The organism is Vibrio sp. 2304, from assembly GCF_033339475.1.
Classification (GTDB): Bacteria; Pseudomonadota; Gammaproteobacteria; order Enterobacterales; family Vibrionaceae; genus Vibrio; species Vibrio alginolyticus.
The window spans coordinates 58781-77641 of sequence record NZ_JAWOUQ010000001.1 but is presented as its reverse complement, the minus strand read 5'-3'; the positions used below and the strand labels follow the sequence as shown (position 1 = coordinate 77641).

Genomic DNA, 18861 nt, shown 5'->3' with positions numbered 1-18861 from the left:
TTGAGCGCGTGCTCAATGAATGAGAAAGAGTAGAGTAAAGAGGTCTCATGAATCAGGTAATATCTATCGGCCCACAGGAGTCGTTCCTCGTCGCAATTTGCGTGTTGTTTTTAGGGCAGTTCATCAATACCAAGTTACCAACCTTAAAAAAATTTAATATTCCAGAGCCAATTGTTGGTGGTCTAGTGGTCGCTTGCGTAATCACGACGATGCACTTAAATGGTGTGGATGTCTCCTTTGATTTACCACTGCAAAACGTCTTTATGCTGATGTTTTTTGCAACCGTTGGCTTAGCGGCAAATTACACCCAACTGATTAAAGGCGGTGCGAAGGTTTTCATCTTCCTAGTTGTGGCATCGGTCTACATTCTTATCCAAAACGCGGTCGGCGTGTCCTTAGCAACAGCGTTGGGGTTAGATCCACTCATGGGGTTGATCGCCGGATCCATTACGCTTTCTGGCGGACATGGAACTGGAGCTGCGTGGTCGCAAACTTTTCAAGAAATGTATGGTTTGCATAATGTTCTAGAGGTGGCAATGGCTTCTGCTACATTTGGCTTGGTGATGGGCGGGATTATTGGCAGCCCTGTTGCACAAAAGCTACTAAACAAACACAACTTGGAATCGGAATACGGACGCACCAATCAAAGTCATCAGAGTTTCCCTGAACTGGTGACGTACAACGAACATGAGGAAGATCGTGTCACAGCGAAAAGAGTCGTTGAAAGCTTGTCCATCATTCTACTTTGCGTGACAGGCGCGAAGTATCTGGAGAGTTGGGTAAGCAGTTTTGACATCAAGTGGTTAATGATTCCCGATTTTGTTTATGCGCTGTTTATTGGTGTTGTTATCACTAACATCATGGAAGTGACGAAGGCGCGCAAGGTTGATTTAGAAACCGTTGATATTCTTGGCACGGTTGCACTATCTCTATTTCTTGCCATGGCCTTGATGAGTTTGAAATTGTGGAATATTTTCGATCTTGCGATCCCATTCCTTATTATTCTTGCTATTCAGTCGGCAGTGTTGGCGATGTTCACTTACTACGTAACATTCCGCATGATGGGAGGCAACTACGATGCGGCGGTGATCGCTAGCGGACACTGCGGTTTTGGGTTAGGTGCTACACCGACTGCGGTCATGAATATGGGCTCCATCGTGAGTCGATATGGTCCATCACCACAAGCATTTATGGTGGTTCCAATTGTCGGTGCATTCTTCATCGACATTGTGAATTTAGTGATTTTGCAAGGATGCATCGCTTTTATTAAATAACATTCGCTTTTTTACCGAAATAACAAAGCCAGCACCTATACGCTGGCTTTGCTATTTGTAACACGAAATCTTGTTTGCCTGACTTCAAGCCGTGAAATCAATGCGTTACTATGACGACATAGTGTTCAATTTTGCAGCAGCATGAGGTACCCACATGTCTGAAAAAATATCGACGTCGGCATTAGCGAAAATGCGCAAGGTAGAAGCTAAGCTGCTGTTTGCCGATCTCAAACGTGCAGGCTACATCGTTCGCCAAGATGAAAAGTGGATTTTGACCGAAGAAGGGGCAAAGTTTGGCGGTGAGTATGTGGATCACCCTAAATTTGGCCAGTTCATCGTCTGGCCGACCAACTTACATATTGAGCTGACTCCCAGCTCAGGGAAAACATTGAGCGCGACACAACTGGGTGAAAAGCTGAAATTGAATGCGAAGCGCATGAACCAGCTTTTGAGTGAACTGGGTTGGTTGACCAAATCCGAAGAGGGATGGAGTGTCACAGAAGCTGGTGTGCGCGCTGGTGGGCAGCAAAGAACCGATAAAGAAACACAAAATACCTTTGTCGTATGGCACGATGTGGTGCTGCGTAACAAGCGTCTTAAGCAGTCTGTCATTGAGTTTTTAGGGCAAGACGCGGAGTCACATTCTACGGATAAATCGTACTCAAGCTTTCGCCAAAAATTTGAAGCCAAGCACCGAACATTAGATGGGCATTACGTACGCTCTAAGGGTGAGTTGCTCATTGACAACTGGCTGTACTTGGCTGGTGTAGTGCACGCTTATGAGCGTCAGCTGCCGATTGACCAAGATGTCACTAGCGATTTTTACTTACCAGGCGGTAAAGTCTATTTGCAATTTTGGGGAAGTGACGATGGGGAGATGGCTCAGGCCGACCGTGATACCATTCGTACTGTTTATGAGCAGCATCATTTCAATCTTATCGAAGTCGAACCGAGTGAACTAGACAAGTTGGATGAAGTGCTTCCTAAGCGTCTTCGTCAGTTTGGTATTAAAGCTTATTGACGACTTAAGCCCGCTGTTCAGATAAGAAAAAACCCGTGTTCAACACGGGTTTTGTATTTTTAGTGTGTTTCTAGGCTGCCATCCTATGGGTTAAAAGCCTTTGATGTTTTCTGCTTCTAGCTCAGAGAAGTACTTCACTGTCTTCACTTTCAGTTCTTGTTGAGCTGGTTCGTCGCATACGATCACCGCTTTAGGGTGAAGTTGAAGTGCAGAAACTGTCCATAGGTGGTTTACACAACCTTCCACGGCTGCTTCAAGTGCCTGAGCTTTGTTATGACCAGTGACCAAGATCATCACTTCTTCTGAGTCTAGAAGCGTACCAACACCGATAGTCAGCGCGTATTTAGGCACTTGGTTGATATCGCCGTCAAAGAAGCGAGAGTTCGCAATGCGAGTGTCTTCAGTGAGGGTCTTGATGCGAGTACGAGAAGAAAGAGATGACGCTGGCTCGTTGAACGCGATGTGACCGTCGTTACCCACGCCGCCCATGAACAGGTTGATCTTGCCGTAAGACTTAATTTTGTCTTCGTAACGCTTACATTCTGCGTCGTGATCGTCTGTGTTACCGTTCAGTAGGTTGATATTTTCTTCTTGAATATCAATGTGATTAAAGAAGTTGTTGTACATGAACGAGCGGTAAGATTCTGGGTGATCCGCAGGGATGCCAATGTACTCATCCATGTTAAAAGTCACGACGTTTTTGAAGCTGACTTCGCCGGCTTGGTAAAGCTCGATTAGGGCTTTGTAGGTTGCTAGAGGAGTGCCACCAGTTGGTAGACCCAGAACGAATGGACGCTCAGCAGTAGGTTTAAAGTCGTTGATACGCTTAGCGATATGCGCAGCTGCCCACTTACCTACTTGTGCTGCTCGAGTTAACGGGATAAGTCTCATTTTGTGCCCCTAGTTATTGGAATTGACGATGTACTGAAACATTAATTCGCATTATAAAATAAGTAATGGCGAACTGCTATTGTTTTAGGTCAAAATTTTGCTTTTTCTTTAACCAATGTTGGTTTTGTCGACGATTTTTATATCTAAATGCTTTTATAAGACGATTTTTTACAAAGAAATTGCATTATGAAACTGACGAATCAATAGATAAAATTTATGATCTAAATTAAGTTCTGCCTTCGCACTTAACCTTGTTTTTTAACAACCTACAGAGTGCGAAATCGCACACGAACTTCAAATATTATGGGTTAGATATGGCATGGCGCTCATTCTTTAACCATAATTGAAATGTGTAAACCAGTGAGGAATTCGGTATGAAAAATGAGTTAGATCCGAGCAAAGTACTACAGGCTTACGAATGTGTGATGAACAACGGTACACCAACCGAATTTGGTAAAATGTATGAAGGTGTAGAAGCGTTTTCTGACTACGATGGGTACAACGTTTTCTTGAGAGGGAATGGTGTTGAGCTAAAAATTGGCTTCCACAACACCTATCACTTGGAATATGACCAAGAGCATTTGAAAGAGAGCTTTCTGAAAAAGATTGCGACGCTCGCCAAGTAAACGGTCATCACCCAAATATTAAAAAAGCCCTTGGGAGAATGCCCCCTTGGGCTTTAGGAGAAGAAATGAGCTTGTCTTGCTCGCTCAGTAAAGTCAAACGAGCTTTCGCCTACTGCTAGAAAAAGGCGAGAACTAGGTTATTGGTTATTAATCGTCTTCAACCAAACTCTCTTCAATGTATTCTTCTGTGGCGTCAGGCTTGTTACGACCATTTAGCGTATGGAAGCGCTTGCGACCACGAGCAAGTTGGGTGTACTTTAGCCACGTACGCTCAAGTTTTGTTTTTGCTTTGCCCGGGTTTTCTAACACCTTGATGAAGTGTTTCTCTTCGCTGTTTTCAGGTGTTAATTCGCCTGACTCTAAGCCAAGCATTGTATCCCCATAAATTGTTAGGATTTCCTCTTCTGAAAGAGTAAAATCGCCAGACTTTGCAAAGCCGCGTGGGAATTTTACGTTATCGTAAAAACGTTTTTTGCCATGACGGAATTCAGTGTCAGACATGTCAACAGCCTCTGTAACCGTTATTGATGAATGTAGTGAACTTACGGCGAAAATTAGGCTTAAATCTAACAAAAGAAAAACAAAACTTTTTTGTCGTCATGATTTTAATTAGTTGTTAATCTGGTTTTATATTAACCAGGAGATGGTTTATGGATGTAAAAGTCTTTCGAACATTTTTAGAGCTGGCAAGAGTTCGTCACTTCGGACGTGCTGCTGAGAACCTTTATATTACCCAAGCCGCTGTGAGCGCACGTATCAAACAATTGGAAAGTTACTTCGATACGCAATTGTTTATTCGTGATCGAAATAACATAAAGTTGACCTCTGCAGGTGAGCGCTTAATCAGCTATGCCGAGGTAATGGTCACTACATTGCAACAAGCGAAGCTAGAATTATCGCTTGAAGATGGCAAAGCGCTGCAACTAACGTTAGGTGGCACGCCAAACATTTGGGACGCTTATTTACAGAATTGTTTAAGTGTCGTCACAGATTCGTTTGGTGGTTATGGCTTCATGGCAGAAGTGATGGGACGTGAGATGCTCAGTCGTAGCTTGCTAGAGCGCACGTTAGATATGGCATTTGCGTTCGATCAGATCAAAGCTGATGAGCTTAACTGTAAAAAAGTGGCGGATGTTGTTCTCGTTCTGGTATCAACTGAGAAAGATTCTTTAGACACCGTTTTCGAAAACAAATATGTGTACGTTGACTGGGGGACGCGTTTCTCCTCAGAGCATTCTGAGCGTCACCCTAAGATTCCGGCTCCATATTTACGCACTTCAACAGCGCGTATCGCATTGGACTTTATTTTAGAGAAGGGTGGAGCCGCGTACTTACCAATCTCTCTCGTGGAGCCATTTATCGCTAATGGGCAGCTTCACAAGGTGTCTGGAGTAGAAGATTGGTGTCGCCCTATCTATTTGAGCTATCGTAAAGCTAGCTCGTCTGTAGACGCGATTAAGCAAGTGGAAGAAATTGTCAAAGAGATCGATCCACTGACCGCTTACAGTTTTCAGCAAATTGGTTCTGGCACTTCCGACGAATAGCGTTGAATGAAAAGTCAGAAAAACGAAAAAGCCGCCTTGAGAAATCAAGGCGGCTTTGTTTTTATCTCGATGAATCGATAGTTATGGTAAGTCAAACAACAGGGCTGTTGTGCTTTCGTTTGATGTATTGCGCAAAACAACCTTACTCTGGTGTTCAACCTTCGCGCCGTCGCCAGCCGTCAAAGTGGTATTGTCGACACTAAGGCTCCCAGTCACTTGATGGATGAATAGATTTCGGCCCGACTCAATCTCAAAGTTTAGTTCGCTACTTGGCTCAAGAATTAACTGATGCAAAGTCGCATCTTGCTTAATAAGTAGCGTGCCGTTTTCTCCAGTTGGAGTTGCGATAGTCGTTAACCCAGGATTGCGACCAAAATCTTTTTGCTGATAACCTGGTTTGGTTCCAAATGTGTTCGGTTGAATCCAAATCTGTAGAAACCGCAGCGTATCTTGGTTCGATGCATTGTACTCACTGTGGTAAATCCCTTTCCCTGCCGACATGAGTTGGAATTCACCTGCAGGTAGTGTTTTGACGTTACCTTCACTGTCTTTGTGTGCGATAACACCTTCCAACACATAGCTGATGATCTCCATATCACGGTGGCCATGTGTATCAAAACCCGCGCCAGGCTTGACTACATCGTCATTAATGACTCTCAGCTCAGAAAAGCCCATATGTTGAGGATCGTAGTAGCTACCAAAAGAAAACGTATGTTTGCTATCAAGCCAGCCAAAGTTTGCTCGACCTCGGTCTGCTGCATGTCTTACCGTAATCATAAGGCCTCCTTAAGAGAGCTTTTTGTTTAATAAGTTATCTAACGCTGCTTTACCTGCGCCAGAGAACGCCAGAGAAACGCTCGCTGCCAGTAATGCCAAGCCAAACTCGTAACCGTTGTTTGCCATGAACAGGCCATTCTCAAAGTGGACAGAGAATATCGCTACCACCATCGTGAACGCCAAAGCAACCGCTGCTGGTCGAGTTAGCAGACCAAGTAAAATGAACAAGCCGCCAAAGAACTCTGCGCTGCCCGCAAGTAACGCCATGAGTACGCCAGGACCTAAACCGATAGATGCCATCCACTGACCTGTGCCTTCTAGGCCGTAGCCACCAAACCAGCCAAATAGTTTTTGTGCGCCGTGCGCCATAAAGATAATGCCGATTGGAACGCGAAGTGATAGTGCGCTGTAACCTGCGTTTGATGTGGTAATTTTCTGTAATAGTGCTTTCATGATTCTGTCCTCTGACTCTTTTCAATGAGTGGGAAGCGTGTGCTCCCGTGCTGTTGAGAACAGTTTAGGTAGAGGCGAACATAAAAATAACGGGAGGATTTTGATAAACTCGTTCTAAAAAATTGAATGATTGGTTTTTATTTATTTAAATCAATGTCTTGATTTTTATATTCGGGTGTTTATTTGCCGATTATTGTCTGTTTTAAATCAAGGTCTGTCATTATTTTCGATAAACATTTTTGCTGTTAAACAAAAAAAGAGCACATGTACTGTGCTCTATTGCTTTCGCTTTTAACAAGGGAGAAAGGTGTGTTAAAGAAAACCGTCAGAGGTTCATTAAGCTCTCTAATGACTCCTCTACATTGTTGTAGTGATAAGTTCGAATATTACGTCCATCCGTCGCATTAATCTGAATTTCTGAGATCTCGTTATCTGAGTCTCTTTCGATAATTCCAATAGAATGATCTACGGATTTACTGGTAATAACCTTTTGGTTTCTTAATACAATTACGCAAGTATGTAAGTCCATGCCAATTCCCTTTAGCCGACGTTGTTGTGATGTTCTGGATCTAACTTTAGTGTACAAAAGCGCTAATGCCAATAAATCTCAATATTGAGTTCCGAAAATGGCTAATTGTGGGCGCTTAAGCAAGCTACAATAACACTATATTGAACGATGCCTATGAACAATAAATGACAAAAGGCATGAGCAAGGAAAGCACTATGTTTATTCACCCCCATACCTCACTGACCTTCGAGCAGTGTCACAAGGCGCGAGTCGCGCGAGACAGTCGTTTTGATGGGCGATTTTATGTGGCGGTAAAAACAACGGGAATCTTTTGCCGTCCGATTTGCCCGGCAAATTTGCCTAAAGAAGAAAATGTTGAGTATTTCGCTGATAAGACGCAAGCCCTTCAAGCAGGGTACCGTCCGTGTTTACGTTGTCGACCTGACAGCGCGCCTGGATCTTGGGCATGGAAAGGTGTCGAGACGACCTTTCAACGAGCGATTTCGTTAATTGATAGAGGGGAGTTGCATCACCATTCGGTGTCAGAGTTGGCTGAGCGTGTTGGGATTTCTGACCGTTACTTACGTATGTTGTTTGAGCAGTATCTAGGTATGTCACCCAAGCAGTATGCGCAATATCAGCAACTAATGTTCGCCAAACAGTTGCTTCACTCCAGCTCTATGTCGGTCACCGACGTGGGGTTTGCGTCAGGTTTTAACAGTACGCGCCGCTTTAACGATGCTTTTCAAAAGTTTCTCAAACTAACGCCTTCTCAAGTACGCCGTAAAGAGTTTGATGGTGCGGGTTGCAATCGAATTGCCTTACCTTATCGAGGTGAGTTGAATTGGTCGCACATGTTGGACTTCTATCGTTTGCGAGCGGTTGAGGGGGTTGAGCTAGTGAGTGATGAGAGTTATCAGCGCAACGTTTTTTTGGATAACAGCAAAGCCTGGTTTAAAGCGACAAAAGGTGAAGGATACTTAGAACTGGCGTTTGAAATTGAAGACGTAACGAAGCTGCAAAACTTGGTGTCTGACATTCGTCGTATGTTCGATCTTGACGCTGATATTTGTACTGTTGAGCAGCATTTGGAGTATGTCGCGCCTGGGCTCGTGTCGAGTAAAGGTATTCGTATTCCTGGTGTATGGAATGCATGGGAAGCAGGGGTTAGAGCGATTTTAGGCCAGCAGGTGTCGGTTAAAGCTGCGATTGGTCAACTTAACTTATTGGTGGCCACACTTAGTGGAGAGTCAGAAAAACGTTTTTTCCCGACTCCCAGTGATATTGCGAACGCCGACGTGAGCTTTTTGCGCATGCCGCAAAGCCGTATAGAGACGCTAGTGCGCTTCGCCCAGTTTATGCAGGACAACTCAGAAGCTGCCCCCCAGCAGTGGCTAGCTTTGAAAGGCATTGGACCTTGGACCGTCAGTTATGCTCAACTGCGAGGGCAATCTCAACCCGATTGCTTTCTAGATAAAGACTTAGTGGTGAAAAAGGCGATGCAGCGTTACCCATCACTGAATACGCACACTGCGGCCCCTTGGGGAAGCTACGCGACGTTTCACTTATGGAATCAATCATGAAAACATTTTATACCGAAATGCCGAGTCCACTAGGAACGGTGACTATCCAATCGAACGCTGAGGGCTTACTTGGCATTTGGTTTGAAACATGCACCACTAAGCCGAGTGAGCTGGGGGGGCGAGACGAGCAGCATCCGGTCTTGCGCCAAGCTGTCACCCAACTGGATGAATACTTTGCTGGTCTGCGCAACGAATTCGACTTGCCCCTTGCAGCGACAGGCACTGATTTTCAAAATCAAGTTTGGCAGGCACTAACGACCATTCCATATGGGGAAACGTGGAGCTATCAAGATCTCGCGAATGCGATAGGTAACCCTAAAGCTGTGCGTGCTGTTGGGTTAGCAAACGGGAAGAATCCGATTTCTATCGTGGTACCTTGTCATCGCGTTATTGGCAAAAGCGGAAAACTGACTGGGTATGCAGGTGGAGTGGAGCGCAAGCAACGTTTGCTCGCGCTGGAGCAAGGTACACCGCTTTAAGTGAGGCGATTCTCGTATTGGGATTAAGCGTGCTACACAGGGGTAACGATAGTGTAGAGTTTCATAATCGTTATACGAATAGAAGAAGGACAATAAGGACATGCCTTTCAAAACGGATTTTGATGCCTTCATGAGTGAGTGTTGGCAGCATCACGAGGAAAATCCCGAACAAGTTTATGCTAAGCTAGAAACGGCTCTGAGCGAGGTGGAAGACGTTACCCAAATCGAGCGAATATTCGCATTGATGCTGCATACCGCTATTGGGCATCTCCAGTGCCCAGAACAGTTTCTTACTTGTTTAGATCACTTTGATGAACGCAAGGTTGCCGAGAGTTTGGCATTTCAACGCAGTATTGCCGTTGCGCGCTATTTCGTAAATGGCACTGACAATATGGAATTATTGGAAGAGCAAGAACAACGCCGAGTTTACGCTTTGATTTCGAATGAACTTTCTGCACTTGTTCAGCTTGAACTGGCGAGTCAATGGTTGGTGAAGGCAGCGTTAGGAATGACGCCGAACGATGCAGAAGGGCCATTAGCACGCGCTATCGCGATCACTGCGAACAACTTAGCATGTCAGTACGAAGCGCTGGCTGAGCGCACGTGCATGGAAACATCGAAGATGTTAGAAGCAGCAACACTCGCGCTAGACTATTGGAAAGTGGCAGGGGGGTGGATGCAAGAAGAGCGCGCAGAGTATCGCTTAGCTATGAGCTTGCTTAAAGCGGATAAACCGCAAGAAGCCAAAGTGCATGCTGAGCGCTGTGAAGATATTTGTCAGCAACATGGTAGCGACGCGCTTGAGCTGTTCCACGCACATGACTTGCTGATGCAAGTACACTTCCATCTTAGCCAGAAATATAAAGCTAAATTGGATGAGGAGATGCAGCAGCACTGCAAAACGAGCTCGTTGACGTGATCTTAGCGTAGAATGAAAAAAGCCCCGAGCGACTGGCTGGGGGCTTTAGGGTTGTTGACTATGCAGCGATGATTATGCTGCTTGCGCTTTTGCTTGGTATCGTCCTGGTTTATGGTTCATCGCCAAAATCAAGTTCGTTGCGATGGCACCTAGAACAGATAGAGCGATAAGGTGCACATCTACAATGAACAGTGACATCACCACGATGGCACAATCTAACGCCATTTGAACTTTACCCGCTCGAACTCCAAAACGTTCCTGAAGGTACAACGCTAGAATGTTAAAGCCACCCAAACTCATTTTGTGACGGAAAATTACCAACATACCGATTCCAATCAGCCCACCACCCAAAAGTGCCGCATAGAAAGGTTCGATTCGTGAAATCTCAATCACATGATGCAGATGATCGACCGCAAAAGAGACAATCGAAACCGCAATAAAGGTATTGATAGTGAAGCGCCAACCCATGCGCATCACAGATAAAATATAAAAAGGGAGGTTAAGAGCGAAAAATATCTGACCAAAACTGAAGTCACTCACTTTGGTTAGGAAGATCGCCAAACCAGCCGTACCGCCAGTGAGCAATCCTACTTTGCTAAAAAATATCACCCCAAGTGACACCAACGCACTGCCGAGCGTCAGAGCCAAGAGGTTCTCTCTTAGGCTATGATCTTTGTCCATAAATTAATTTCCTTGGTTTAAAAACCGCGCCGGAGATAACACGTCTCACGGACGCGATAGACAGTCGCCAAAATAGCAACTAACAAATCGGCCAATAAAATGTCGCGAAAAGTGATGGATGTCGAGTTTTTGGACGAGATTATGATGATATTAACCTGTTTAACATAATGTACACAGATAGAAAAACAACAAGGAAAAGTTATGATTAAGAAAGTTGGCAACACCCAAATCAACACATTACATCGACTGAGTTGTCACTGTGGAAAAGTTGAGTTGGAACTGGCGTTACCCAATGGTATTGAGAAACCGAGACGGTGTGACTGTTCTATGTGTCGACGTCGTGGCGCGATTGTCGCGTCTGTACCTTTGAACGGTATTCGTATTGTGCAAGGCGAAGACGTCTTGAAGCAGTATCAATTTAATACACACACTGCGAAGCACTTTTTCTGTGGCGAGTGCGGTATTTATACGCACCATCAGCGTCGTTCTGACCCGAGTGAGTATGGCTATAATGTCGGCTGCTTAGAGGGCGTCAACCCATATGAGTTGGGAGCGATTGAAGTGATGGATGGCGTTAACCATCCATCCGACCGTTAGGTTACATTGCAAGTTAAGTGACTAATTCTAGGTGTTTTTAAGTAAATAAACCGCTATTCATCCACAAGTGTACCGCAATACTGGCGGCATAACCCAAGGCGATGACGGGAGCCCACTTTAAGTGGCCAAAGAAGGTGTATTGTCCACGCGCGGCTCCCATTAAAGCGACGCCTGCCGCGGAGCCAATGGAAAGCAAACTGCCACCGACACCTGCGGTTAATGTGACCAGTAGCCAGTTGCCCATCGACATGCTTGGTTCCATGGTCAGTACAGCAAACATAACCGGAATGTTATCGACGATTGCAGATAGGACACCAACCATTACGTTTGCCCAGACTGGGTTCCATTGCGTGTACATGACGTTTGAAACCAGTTCGAGGTAGCCAAGTAAACTTAAACCGCCAACACACATTACAACACCGTAGAAGAACAACAAGGTGTCCCATTCAGCTCGAGACACACGATGAAACACATCAAACGGAACCACTGAGCCTAAGCGCTTCAATGCCTGATCATCGCCATTGGCAATTGCCATAGCTGCTTTTTTTGCGAGTGAGTGTTTGAGAGTTTGGCGCAAAAAATATCCGAAAAACTGTAAGTACGCCAAGCCCATCATCATGCCCATAACGGGTGGGAAGTGCAGCACAGCATGGAAAGAGACTGCGGTGGCAATCGTCAAAATGAACAACGCGACAATACGCCTTGCCCCGCGTTTTAGCTCAACGTGTTGGTGAATCGTATTCGGTTTTGTGTTTGGAACAAAAAGTGACATCAAAAATGCGGGAACCAAGTAGTTCACCAATGACGGTACAAACAACGGAGTGAACTCAGCAAAGCTGACATGACCGGCCTGCCACACCATCAGGGTTGTAATATCACCAAATGGGCTGAATGCACCGCCAGCATTGGCTGCGATAACAATGTTGATACAAGCAAGATTGACGAACTTAGGATTATCACCAGAGACTTTCATCACTACAGCGCACATCAAAAGGGCCGTAGTTAAGTTATCGGCAATCGGTGAAATGACAAAAGCGAGAAACCCCGTCAGCCAGAACAACTTTTTGAATCCAAAACCTTTACCAACCATCCACGCCTGTAAGGCATCGAAGAGTTTGCGTTCTTCCATTGCGTTGATGTAAGTCATCGCCACGAGCAAAAACAGCAGCAACTCGGCATATTCCAACAAGTTGTGTTCTAGTGCGGATTTGGCGATTTCAGGCTGGTTGTGCTGAGCAAAGGTGTAGCCAATCAGAATCCAAATTAACCCTGCAGCGAGCAGCACTGGCTTGGATTTTCTCATTTTCAGATACTCTTCCAACATAACCAGTATGTAAGCGATCGAAAAGATAATCAGAGCCGCGTAACCGACACCAGAATTAACAAGATTCAGTTCATTGGTTGATGCAGCAAAGGTGGCGCTAGAGAACAACAAACAGCAGAAAGCCACAATTGGATAGATTGGCATAGACATTTCTCCTTTGTCTGGTTGGAGAAATATTAGCCACAAATGAATGAGTTAGTTGTGAGAGAGCTCGAATTAACAGTAGGAGTTAGGAAATGATAGTGTGCGCCACTATTTTCTGAGTGACGCAATGCTTGCTGCGCCGAATAAAACCGCAGCGGCATATAAACCGTAAGTTAACCAGTGACTAATCTCTAAAAAAGGAACGAGTCCTTGACCTGCCCACATACAGCCTCCGTTTAATGAGCAATGTTGTAATAGTCGAGCCAATTTAAAGGAAATGAACAATGTTTTTTGTGAGTGAAAGCAAATTCTGAAGGATTAGAAAGTCAAAAATTGGTCAGTGAGAGAGAAATCTCATTTTTAACTGGCTAGCTCTAACCCTTTTGAGTTAAAGCTAGCTATATCTAGAGCTGAATGCATTTAGCGTAGGAGCCATTTTTTCAACGGTGAAGCGTCAATTGCTTTCACAAGCAGTATGGTTGCAACAATCGTTGCAGGATAAATAAACACATCTTTCGCGAGGTGTTGCAGCCCGATAAATCCAGCGACATTCATCATGACAATTATGATAAGCAGATGGCTAACATATATTCCTAACACGCTAGGAGATAGTTTGAAGACCCAAGGCATGTCGCCAAAATGAGGGTGAGCCAAAAGCCACATAAAGACACCTACAGCCCAGATAACGGTACCGAATAGGAAGTCGTGCGAGTTGAAAGCGATGTCATGTTGCATCAGCCAGTAAGCTTCACCAAAATGCAGTGCCATGCCAAGAATAATGCATCGAACCGTATTGTTTCTCGACCACCGCCACTGCGCTTCTCGTGCGGAATAACCTAGAGCAATTAGCAACGTGCTGAAAAAAGGCCCGTTACGAGTAAAGAAAGGCGCTGGCAGGTCGGTAATGGTCGCGTAACTGCCAGCAAAGACCCCGTATATGTATAGCAATACTGCGGTTGGCAGTATCAGTTGCGCCATATTGATATGCACGAGAAAGGCAATTAACGCTACGGCAATGACCAGAGCCGGAATAAACCATAGATGAACGAGTCCGCCTTCGATGAGTGAATTGATCGGGGTTGACATTAAGTACCCCCAATAACCTTGCCTTTCGGCGAGATACCCTGCCTCAGCGACCGTCTGCCATTGGAATGGCATCAGTAAACTGATCATGCTCCAAATGAGCCAAACCTTCATTAACGGTTTGGCGTAGTTCTTAAGAGTATCAATAGGTGAGTGACTCAACTTCGGCTGGATTAGATAACCCGAGATGAGAAAGAACAACGGAACAGCAAAACGAGCCAGTTGGTTGAGCATATAGCCAACCCATGGTATCCCATCCCACTGCCAGTACGTCAGTGCCATCTGGCAATGCAAACCCACAATCGCAAGCATCGCAATGATACGTGCAAACTCTAAGCTGGCTATTTTTTGTTTCTTTGCCATTACATTGTTTACCTAAATAAAAAACTTAGGTGAAAATAGCAGGTTGTTACTGAAGTAATACGTGAAAAAGTCAACAGACTTGCGCTTACATTGAAGCTGTTTTGAAAATTAAGACTTACTTCAAACTTCTTAATTATTAACCTATTAACGCAATCAATACCTGATTCGTGAGTCGAAAATAGCACTGAATAATGGTTAGACCAGTTAACTCGAGATTGCAAAAAAGAACGATCGTGCTAAAAATAAGATTATGCAAAAAGGAAAAGTGACAAAAGAGTTTATTCTGCAGCGGGCTTTTGAGATCGCCAGCGAAGACGGATTAGAAAGTCTTACGATTGGAGAGTTAGCCAAGCAATGCGGTATGTCGAAAAGTGGTCTGTTTGCCCACTTTAATTCGAAGTTGAATTTACAGCTATCGGTGCTTGATCACGCCAATAAAGTGTTCGCTGATCGGGTTATTGAGCCTGCTCGAGAACTCGGGGATGGCAATATCGAGCGTAAAATTAGAGGGTTGCTCGACTCTTGGATGACTTGGAATCACGCATTCCAAGGAAGTTGTATGTTTCTTGACGCTTGGAATGATACGGCAGATAAAGATTGCCCGCTTCAGGCCGGACTGCGTAAATCCATAGACACTTGGCTGAGCTATTTGGAGATCCAAATAACGAAAGGCAAAGAGAAGCAAGAATTTGCAGCAGACTTAGATACACGCCAAGCAACGTTTGATTTGTACGGTCTCTATTTGAGTGCGCATGTTTTTTACTCAATTAAAGGTGAGCAAGAAAGCTTGCGTCTGTTTTGGCAAGGGATCGACAACTTATTTTCTCGCTGGAAAGGCTAATATCGGTTATTCGCTTCCCAGATTCGTAGACATAAAATCACAAAGAGCGGCTGAGTTCGCTCTTTCTTATCAGCGTAAAAAGCACGACCGTTCTATTTTTTGCAAAGCTGATAGTTAAGGACATGATTATGAGTGAAAAAATTTACTTTAATACATCGCAACGTTTCAGTATTAAGCGCAGTTTGGTGAACATTAGTACTCGGTTACACCATACACTGGCCCCGTCACATGCAAAGAAGACCGCGCGCAAGCTTCTTCTGACACCTGCTCGTACGCAACCTAAAAATATTGAGCCTCAAGGGCTTATCAAAGGTGAAATTAAAGGGCATGCAGGCATCATCAAAACCTATACTTTGGGTTCTGGACCTATTTGGGTGCTAACTCATGGTTGGTCTGGAACGGCAAGTCAGTTTTATCCACTGATGGAACATATTGCGTCGAAAGGGTTTACTGCTTTGGCGTACGATCATCCGGCACATGGTGAGAGTGAGGGGCAGTATGGGCACATTCCGGGGTTTGTCAGAGGATTAGAAGATGTGTTGGATACGGTCGAGGATATTGTTGGCCTAGTTGGGCACAGCATGGGCACCGCTTCTGCTCTTGAGTGTAGGCACAGTAAATTAGAAAACAAGCCTTTGCTGCTTATTGCTCCGGTATTAAATTACGTAGAGAACTTATTCGGTAGCATTGCACGTTCCGGTTACTCGATGAAGCTTTTTAATGCTGTGGTTTCAGAAGTTGAAGACCAATTTGGTTATCCGTTACAGTCCATTGATCCGATGAAGCGTTTGTCTGAGCGTCCGTCTCACACCATTATTATTCATGATGAGCAAGACAAGTTCACCAAATACAGTGTCTCGGCAAAAGCGGCTGAAGAGATTAAAAACGTTGAGTTAGTGACAACACAAGGTCAGGGGCATGGTCGAGTGATGAAGTGTGAGCAAGTCTTCAGTAGTTTTGACCGTTTGCTCGATAGTGCTTGGTAACCCTTACTTTTACTGATTGATTCGCTCCGTTTTGCGCTAATTCGATTTGAAAGTAACACCTCAGACTTTTTCGTCTCTGGTGTTGCTCTTCTCGTTAAGAAGTTAAATCCAAAAAGGACAGCCGAAGCTGTCCTTTGTTTATTTAGCAGAACGTCTGCAAGGCTGAAGTTAGTTACAGTTAGCTACGCCAACTTCTTTCCAAACGCCCCATTCGCCAGATTGGCTAGGATCGTCACCCTGAGTCCACCATTTCGCTTCCCACGTTTTACCTGCGTGAGTCACTTGGTTACCACCTGTGTACACTGCGCTCGCATCCCATGCGTTGTCACAAGTACCAGGGTTCGGATCGGTTGCGTGCTGTGCAACAACCACTGTCGCGCTTGCCGATGAAGACGCTTTACCGTCGCTCACACTTACAGTGAAGCTTAAGCTTGTGTCTTGCGGGTATTCCGCAGCAGTGAACGTGACTTTAGAGCCTTCAACCGTTGCATTCAGACCTTGAGGTAGAGTCCAGTTGAATGTCAGGGTATCGTTGTCTGCATCGCTAGACGCAGATGCATCTACAACCACAACGTCACCAGCGTTTGCTGTTGCTGGAGCAACAACTTGTGCTACTGGTGCGCTGTTCACTGGGTCAACAACACCTGCTGGTTTCACTGTTACTACAACGAGGTCAGATGCCGTTGCACCCTCGTTATCAGTCACCGTCAGCTTGAAAGTTAATTGCTCTTCAACAGTAACTTCTGCTGCATCAAAGCTTGCTTTCGCTGTGTTTGCACCTGTTAGTACCACTGCTGTGCCAGATACTTGTTCCCAAGCGTAGCTTGCGATGGTGCCGTCAGAGTCTTTTGACAGGCTGCCATCTAGAACCACATTTGCAGGACCTGTTACCGATTGATCTGCGCCAGCGGCTGCGGTTGGTTTACGGTTTGGTTGAGGAACCACACCACCAGCCATACCTTCGTGCATCGCGTTTAGAATGTCACCGTTATCCGCGTCAATTTCCCAAGAGAATAGACCAGCAAGACCAAGAGACTTCGCGTAGCTACCTTTTGCTAGCACTGAACGGTGGTCATCAAATGTGATCAACTCGCCCGTAGTACGGTTCCATACCCATGGTGCTTCTGCTTGTGCATCGTAGCCGTACTCGAAGCCGTTAATACCAGTGTTGTTTGCACCTAGCATGAATGACTTAATGCCTTTGTAGTCAATTACGCCATCTTCCCAAACACCTTGCGCTGTGCTGCCCTTCAGTTTACCTGTAGCAGTACCTGTCATTGGGTCGTTTGGATCTGTGAGTGTATCTGGAGTTACGCCTTCCCAGCCACGACCGTACATTGCTGTACCAAGTACTAGCTTGTTCGCAGGAACGCCTTGAGCAAGAAGAAGTTGGATGCCGTTATCTGCTGTGTAAGCAGGACCTTTGTACGGTTCGCCGTTCTCATCAACGCCACTACCGTCACACTGACCAGGACGCATGAATGAACCACAGTAAAGCGCAGTTTGGTGACCAGGAACGTTATTCCAACCACCGTAGAAGTCGTAAGTCATTGCGAAGATGTAATCCATGTACTGAACTGCATCTGCGTAGTCTACGTCTTCAATCTTGTCGTAACCGACACCGATAGCGGACGTTAGCTCGTAAGTACGGCCTGTCTCAGCTTCTAATTCATCAAGCATTACGCGCAGTTCACGCATCAGTGCGATGTATGCTGGGCCATCGTTTACAGGGTCGCCCTTATCGGCTGCTGCACCGCCGCCGCCAGGGAATTCCCAGTCGATGTCAACACCGTCGTAGAATTTCCAAGTTTTCAGGAACTTCTTAACTGATGCGACGAATGTGTCACGGTTTTTCTTGTCCACGAAATCGAAGAATGGGTCAGACAGTGTCCAACCACCGATCGATGGGATGATTTTTAGATCAGGGTTACGTTGTTTCAATGCCATTAGCATTGCGTAGTTACCCTTGATAGGCGTGCTGTATTCATGACCAGCTTGTGGGAAGCTCTTCTGATAAGCAGCCCAAGGGTCATGGATAACGACTTCATAATCAGGCACACCTGTACAAGCAGTTTGTAGCGCGTTGAAACTGTTGCCGCCAACAGACTTCACAGACTCATTTGGGCCACAAATTGGGATAAAACCGTAAAGGATGTGAGTCAAGTTGTCGACCGGCATATTATCGACGGTGTAGTCACGGCCATAGATGCCCCATTCAACAAAATACGTACCCATCACGACGCTTGGATCGGTATTGTAGGTTTTGTTGTTTGGATCAACATTCATCGTTAGTGGCTTCAGGTGAGAACCATCGGTATCTGCAATTGTGATTTCAGCTGGTGCGCTTTTCGCACAACCTGTCGCATCACATGCTTCGATTTCCATTTGGTATAAGCCACCTTGGCCGTATTCAAACGAAGCTGTTGTTTGGCTACCAGTGATAGGGCCGCTTGCTACTTTTACACCATCAAAATAGACGTTGTAAGTGTCACCAGGTGTGCCACTCCACTGGTTAAATTTAACAGTGATCTTCGCTTGCTCATGGTATTTCACCATGTCGTAGTAGCCTGACGTGGTTTCCATCGCGAGTTCAATTTTAGAAAACTGAAGGTTGTTGGAACCGTACATATCGATACTTGGTGCGGTTGGAGCAGCAACTGCAGCACCTGATAGCGCTAAAGCAACTCCAGCTGCACATAGGTTAAATCGAATCATAACTTCTCTCTCAATCCTTGGATTCATGTTCTACCTAGAACATAGGCTGCTC

General features: G+C 45.3%; 19 protein-coding genes. 10 read left to right on the top strand and 9 right to left on the bottom strand.

The genetic code is table 11. The annotated features are described in order from the left end of the window. Positions 1–47: 47 nt before the first annotated feature. Positions 48–1274 (top strand): sodium/glutamate symporter, encoded by a 1227-nt coding sequence (gltS, locus tag R7P64_RS00410; RefSeq protein WP_025768732.1) that lies wholly within the window; start codon positions 48–50, stop codon positions 1272–1274. Positions 1275–1428: 154 nt separating this feature from the next. Continuing rightward, positions 1429–2295, top strand: coding sequence for a glycerol kinase (locus R7P64_RS00405; protein ID WP_213901560.1), 867 nt, complete (start codon positions 1429–1431; stop codon positions 2293–2295). 90 nt (positions 2296–2385) lie between these two features. On the opposite strand, the gene nagB is transcribed toward R7P64_RS00405, so the two are convergent. After that, a complete protein-coding gene (gene nagB, locus R7P64_RS00400) occupies positions 2386–3186 on the bottom strand; it encodes a glucosamine-6-phosphate deaminase (RefSeq protein WP_005374441.1) in 801 nt (266 codons plus the stop codon). Between the two features lie 374 nt (positions 3187–3560). On the opposite strand from nagB, the gene R7P64_RS00395 reads away from it, so the two are divergent. Further along, a complete protein-coding gene (locus R7P64_RS00395) occupies positions 3561–3812 on the top strand; it encodes a DUF3081 domain-containing protein (protein ID WP_005374440.1) in 252 nt (83 codons plus the stop codon). 147 nt (positions 3813–3959) lie between these two features. On the opposite strand, the gene R7P64_RS00390 is transcribed toward R7P64_RS00395, so the two are convergent. After that, the gene (locus tag R7P64_RS00390; RefSeq protein ID WP_005374439.1) at positions 3960–4313 is read right to left on the bottom strand and encodes a DUF413 domain-containing protein; all 354 of its coding nucleotides are present in this window, start codon (positions 4311–4313) and stop codon (positions 3960–3962) included. A gap of 149 nt (positions 4314–4462) precedes the next feature. Here R7P64_RS00390 and R7P64_RS00385 point away from each other — a divergent pair, with 149 nt between their 5' ends. After that, the gene (locus tag R7P64_RS00385; protein WP_005374436.1) at positions 4463–5356 is read left to right on the top strand and encodes a LysR family transcriptional regulator; all 894 of its coding nucleotides are present in this window, start codon (positions 4463–4465) and stop codon (positions 5354–5356) included. A gap of 81 nt (positions 5357–5437) precedes the next feature. On the opposite strand, the gene R7P64_RS00380 is transcribed toward R7P64_RS00385, so the two are convergent. The 3 genes from R7P64_RS00380 to R7P64_RS00370 form a co-directional block, all read right to left on the bottom strand. After that, entirely contained in the window at positions 5438–6133 is a 696-nt protein-coding gene (locus tag R7P64_RS00380) for a pirin family protein (protein ID WP_017821043.1), read from the bottom strand. Positions 6134–6142: 9 nt separating this feature from the next. Further along, on the bottom strand, positions 6143–6586 hold the full coding sequence (locus R7P64_RS00375; protein WP_017821042.1) for a DoxX family protein: 444 nt from the start codon (positions 6584–6586) through the stop codon (positions 6143–6145). 325 nt (positions 6587–6911) lie between these two features. Further along, a complete protein-coding gene (locus tag R7P64_RS00370; RefSeq protein WP_017633816.1) occupies positions 6912–7115 on the bottom strand; it encodes a hypothetical protein in 204 nt (67 codons plus the stop codon). Between the two features lie 194 nt (positions 7116–7309). Between R7P64_RS00370 and R7P64_RS00365 the strand changes: the two genes are divergently transcribed. The 3 genes from R7P64_RS00365 to R7P64_RS00355 all read left to right on the top strand — a co-directional run bounded on the left by R7P64_RS00365 (position 7310) and on the right by R7P64_RS00355 (position 10075). Continuing rightward, complete coding sequence (locus tag R7P64_RS00365) at positions 7310–8677, top strand: AlkA N-terminal domain-containing protein (RefSeq protein WP_256901215.1); 1368 nt, start codon at positions 7310–7312, stop codon at positions 8675–8677. Then, positions 8674–9156 (top strand): methylated-DNA--[protein]-cysteine S-methyltransferase, encoded by a 483-nt coding sequence (locus tag R7P64_RS00360; RefSeq protein ID WP_053809746.1) that lies wholly within the window; start codon positions 8674–8676, stop codon positions 9154–9156. The genes R7P64_RS00365 and R7P64_RS00360 overlap by 4 nt, the downstream gene beginning before the upstream one ends. Positions 9157–9256: 100 nt before the next feature. Continuing rightward, positions 9257–10075, top strand: coding sequence for a hypothetical protein (locus R7P64_RS00355; protein ID WP_318123020.1), 819 nt, complete (start codon positions 9257–9259; stop codon positions 10073–10075). Between the two features lie 72 nt (positions 10076–10147). Here the strand turns inward: R7P64_RS00355 and R7P64_RS00350 are convergent, their stop codons facing one another. Further along, positions 10148–10756: a YitT family protein gene (locus tag R7P64_RS00350; RefSeq protein ID WP_005374427.1), complete on the bottom strand. Its 609-nt coding sequence runs from the start codon at positions 10754–10756 to the stop codon at positions 10148–10150. Positions 10757–10957: 201 nt separating this feature from the next. Here R7P64_RS00350 and R7P64_RS00345 point away from each other — a divergent pair, with 201 nt between their 5' ends. Next, positions 10958–11353: a GFA family protein gene (locus R7P64_RS00345; RefSeq protein ID WP_017821038.1), complete on the top strand. Its 396-nt coding sequence runs from the start codon at positions 10958–10960 to the stop codon at positions 11351–11353. Between the two features lie 37 nt (positions 11354–11390). Here R7P64_RS00345 and nhaD read toward each other — a convergent pair whose 3' ends face one another. Further along, positions 11391–12821 (bottom strand): sodium:proton antiporter NhaD, encoded by a 1431-nt coding sequence (gene nhaD, locus R7P64_RS00340; RefSeq protein ID WP_053303986.1) that lies wholly within the window; start codon positions 12819–12821, stop codon positions 11391–11393. A gap of 420 nt (positions 12822–13241) precedes the next feature. Then, the gene (locus R7P64_RS00335) at positions 13242–14267 is read right to left on the bottom strand and encodes an acyltransferase (protein WP_262637829.1); all 1026 of its coding nucleotides are present in this window, start codon (positions 14265–14267) and stop codon (positions 13242–13244) included. 250 nt (positions 14268–14517) lie between these two features. Here R7P64_RS00335 and R7P64_RS00330 point away from each other — a divergent pair, with 250 nt between their 5' ends. Both R7P64_RS00330 and R7P64_RS00325 read left to right on the top strand, forming a co-directional pair. After that, positions 14518–15108, top strand: coding sequence for a TetR/AcrR family transcriptional regulator (locus R7P64_RS00330; RefSeq protein ID WP_047102492.1), 591 nt, complete (start codon positions 14518–14520; stop codon positions 15106–15108). 128 nt (positions 15109–15236) lie between these two features. After that, the gene (locus tag R7P64_RS00325) at positions 15237–16094 is read left to right on the top strand and encodes an alpha/beta hydrolase (protein ID WP_017633823.1); all 858 of its coding nucleotides are present in this window, start codon (positions 15237–15239) and stop codon (positions 16092–16094) included. Positions 16095–16262: 168 nt separating this feature from the next. Here R7P64_RS00325 and R7P64_RS00320 read toward each other — a convergent pair whose 3' ends face one another. Further along, positions 16263–18809: a glycosyl hydrolase family 18 protein gene (locus R7P64_RS00320; RefSeq protein WP_054576506.1), complete on the bottom strand. Its 2547-nt coding sequence runs from the start codon at positions 18807–18809 to the stop codon at positions 16263–16265. Positions 18810–18861 lie beyond the last annotated feature (52 nt).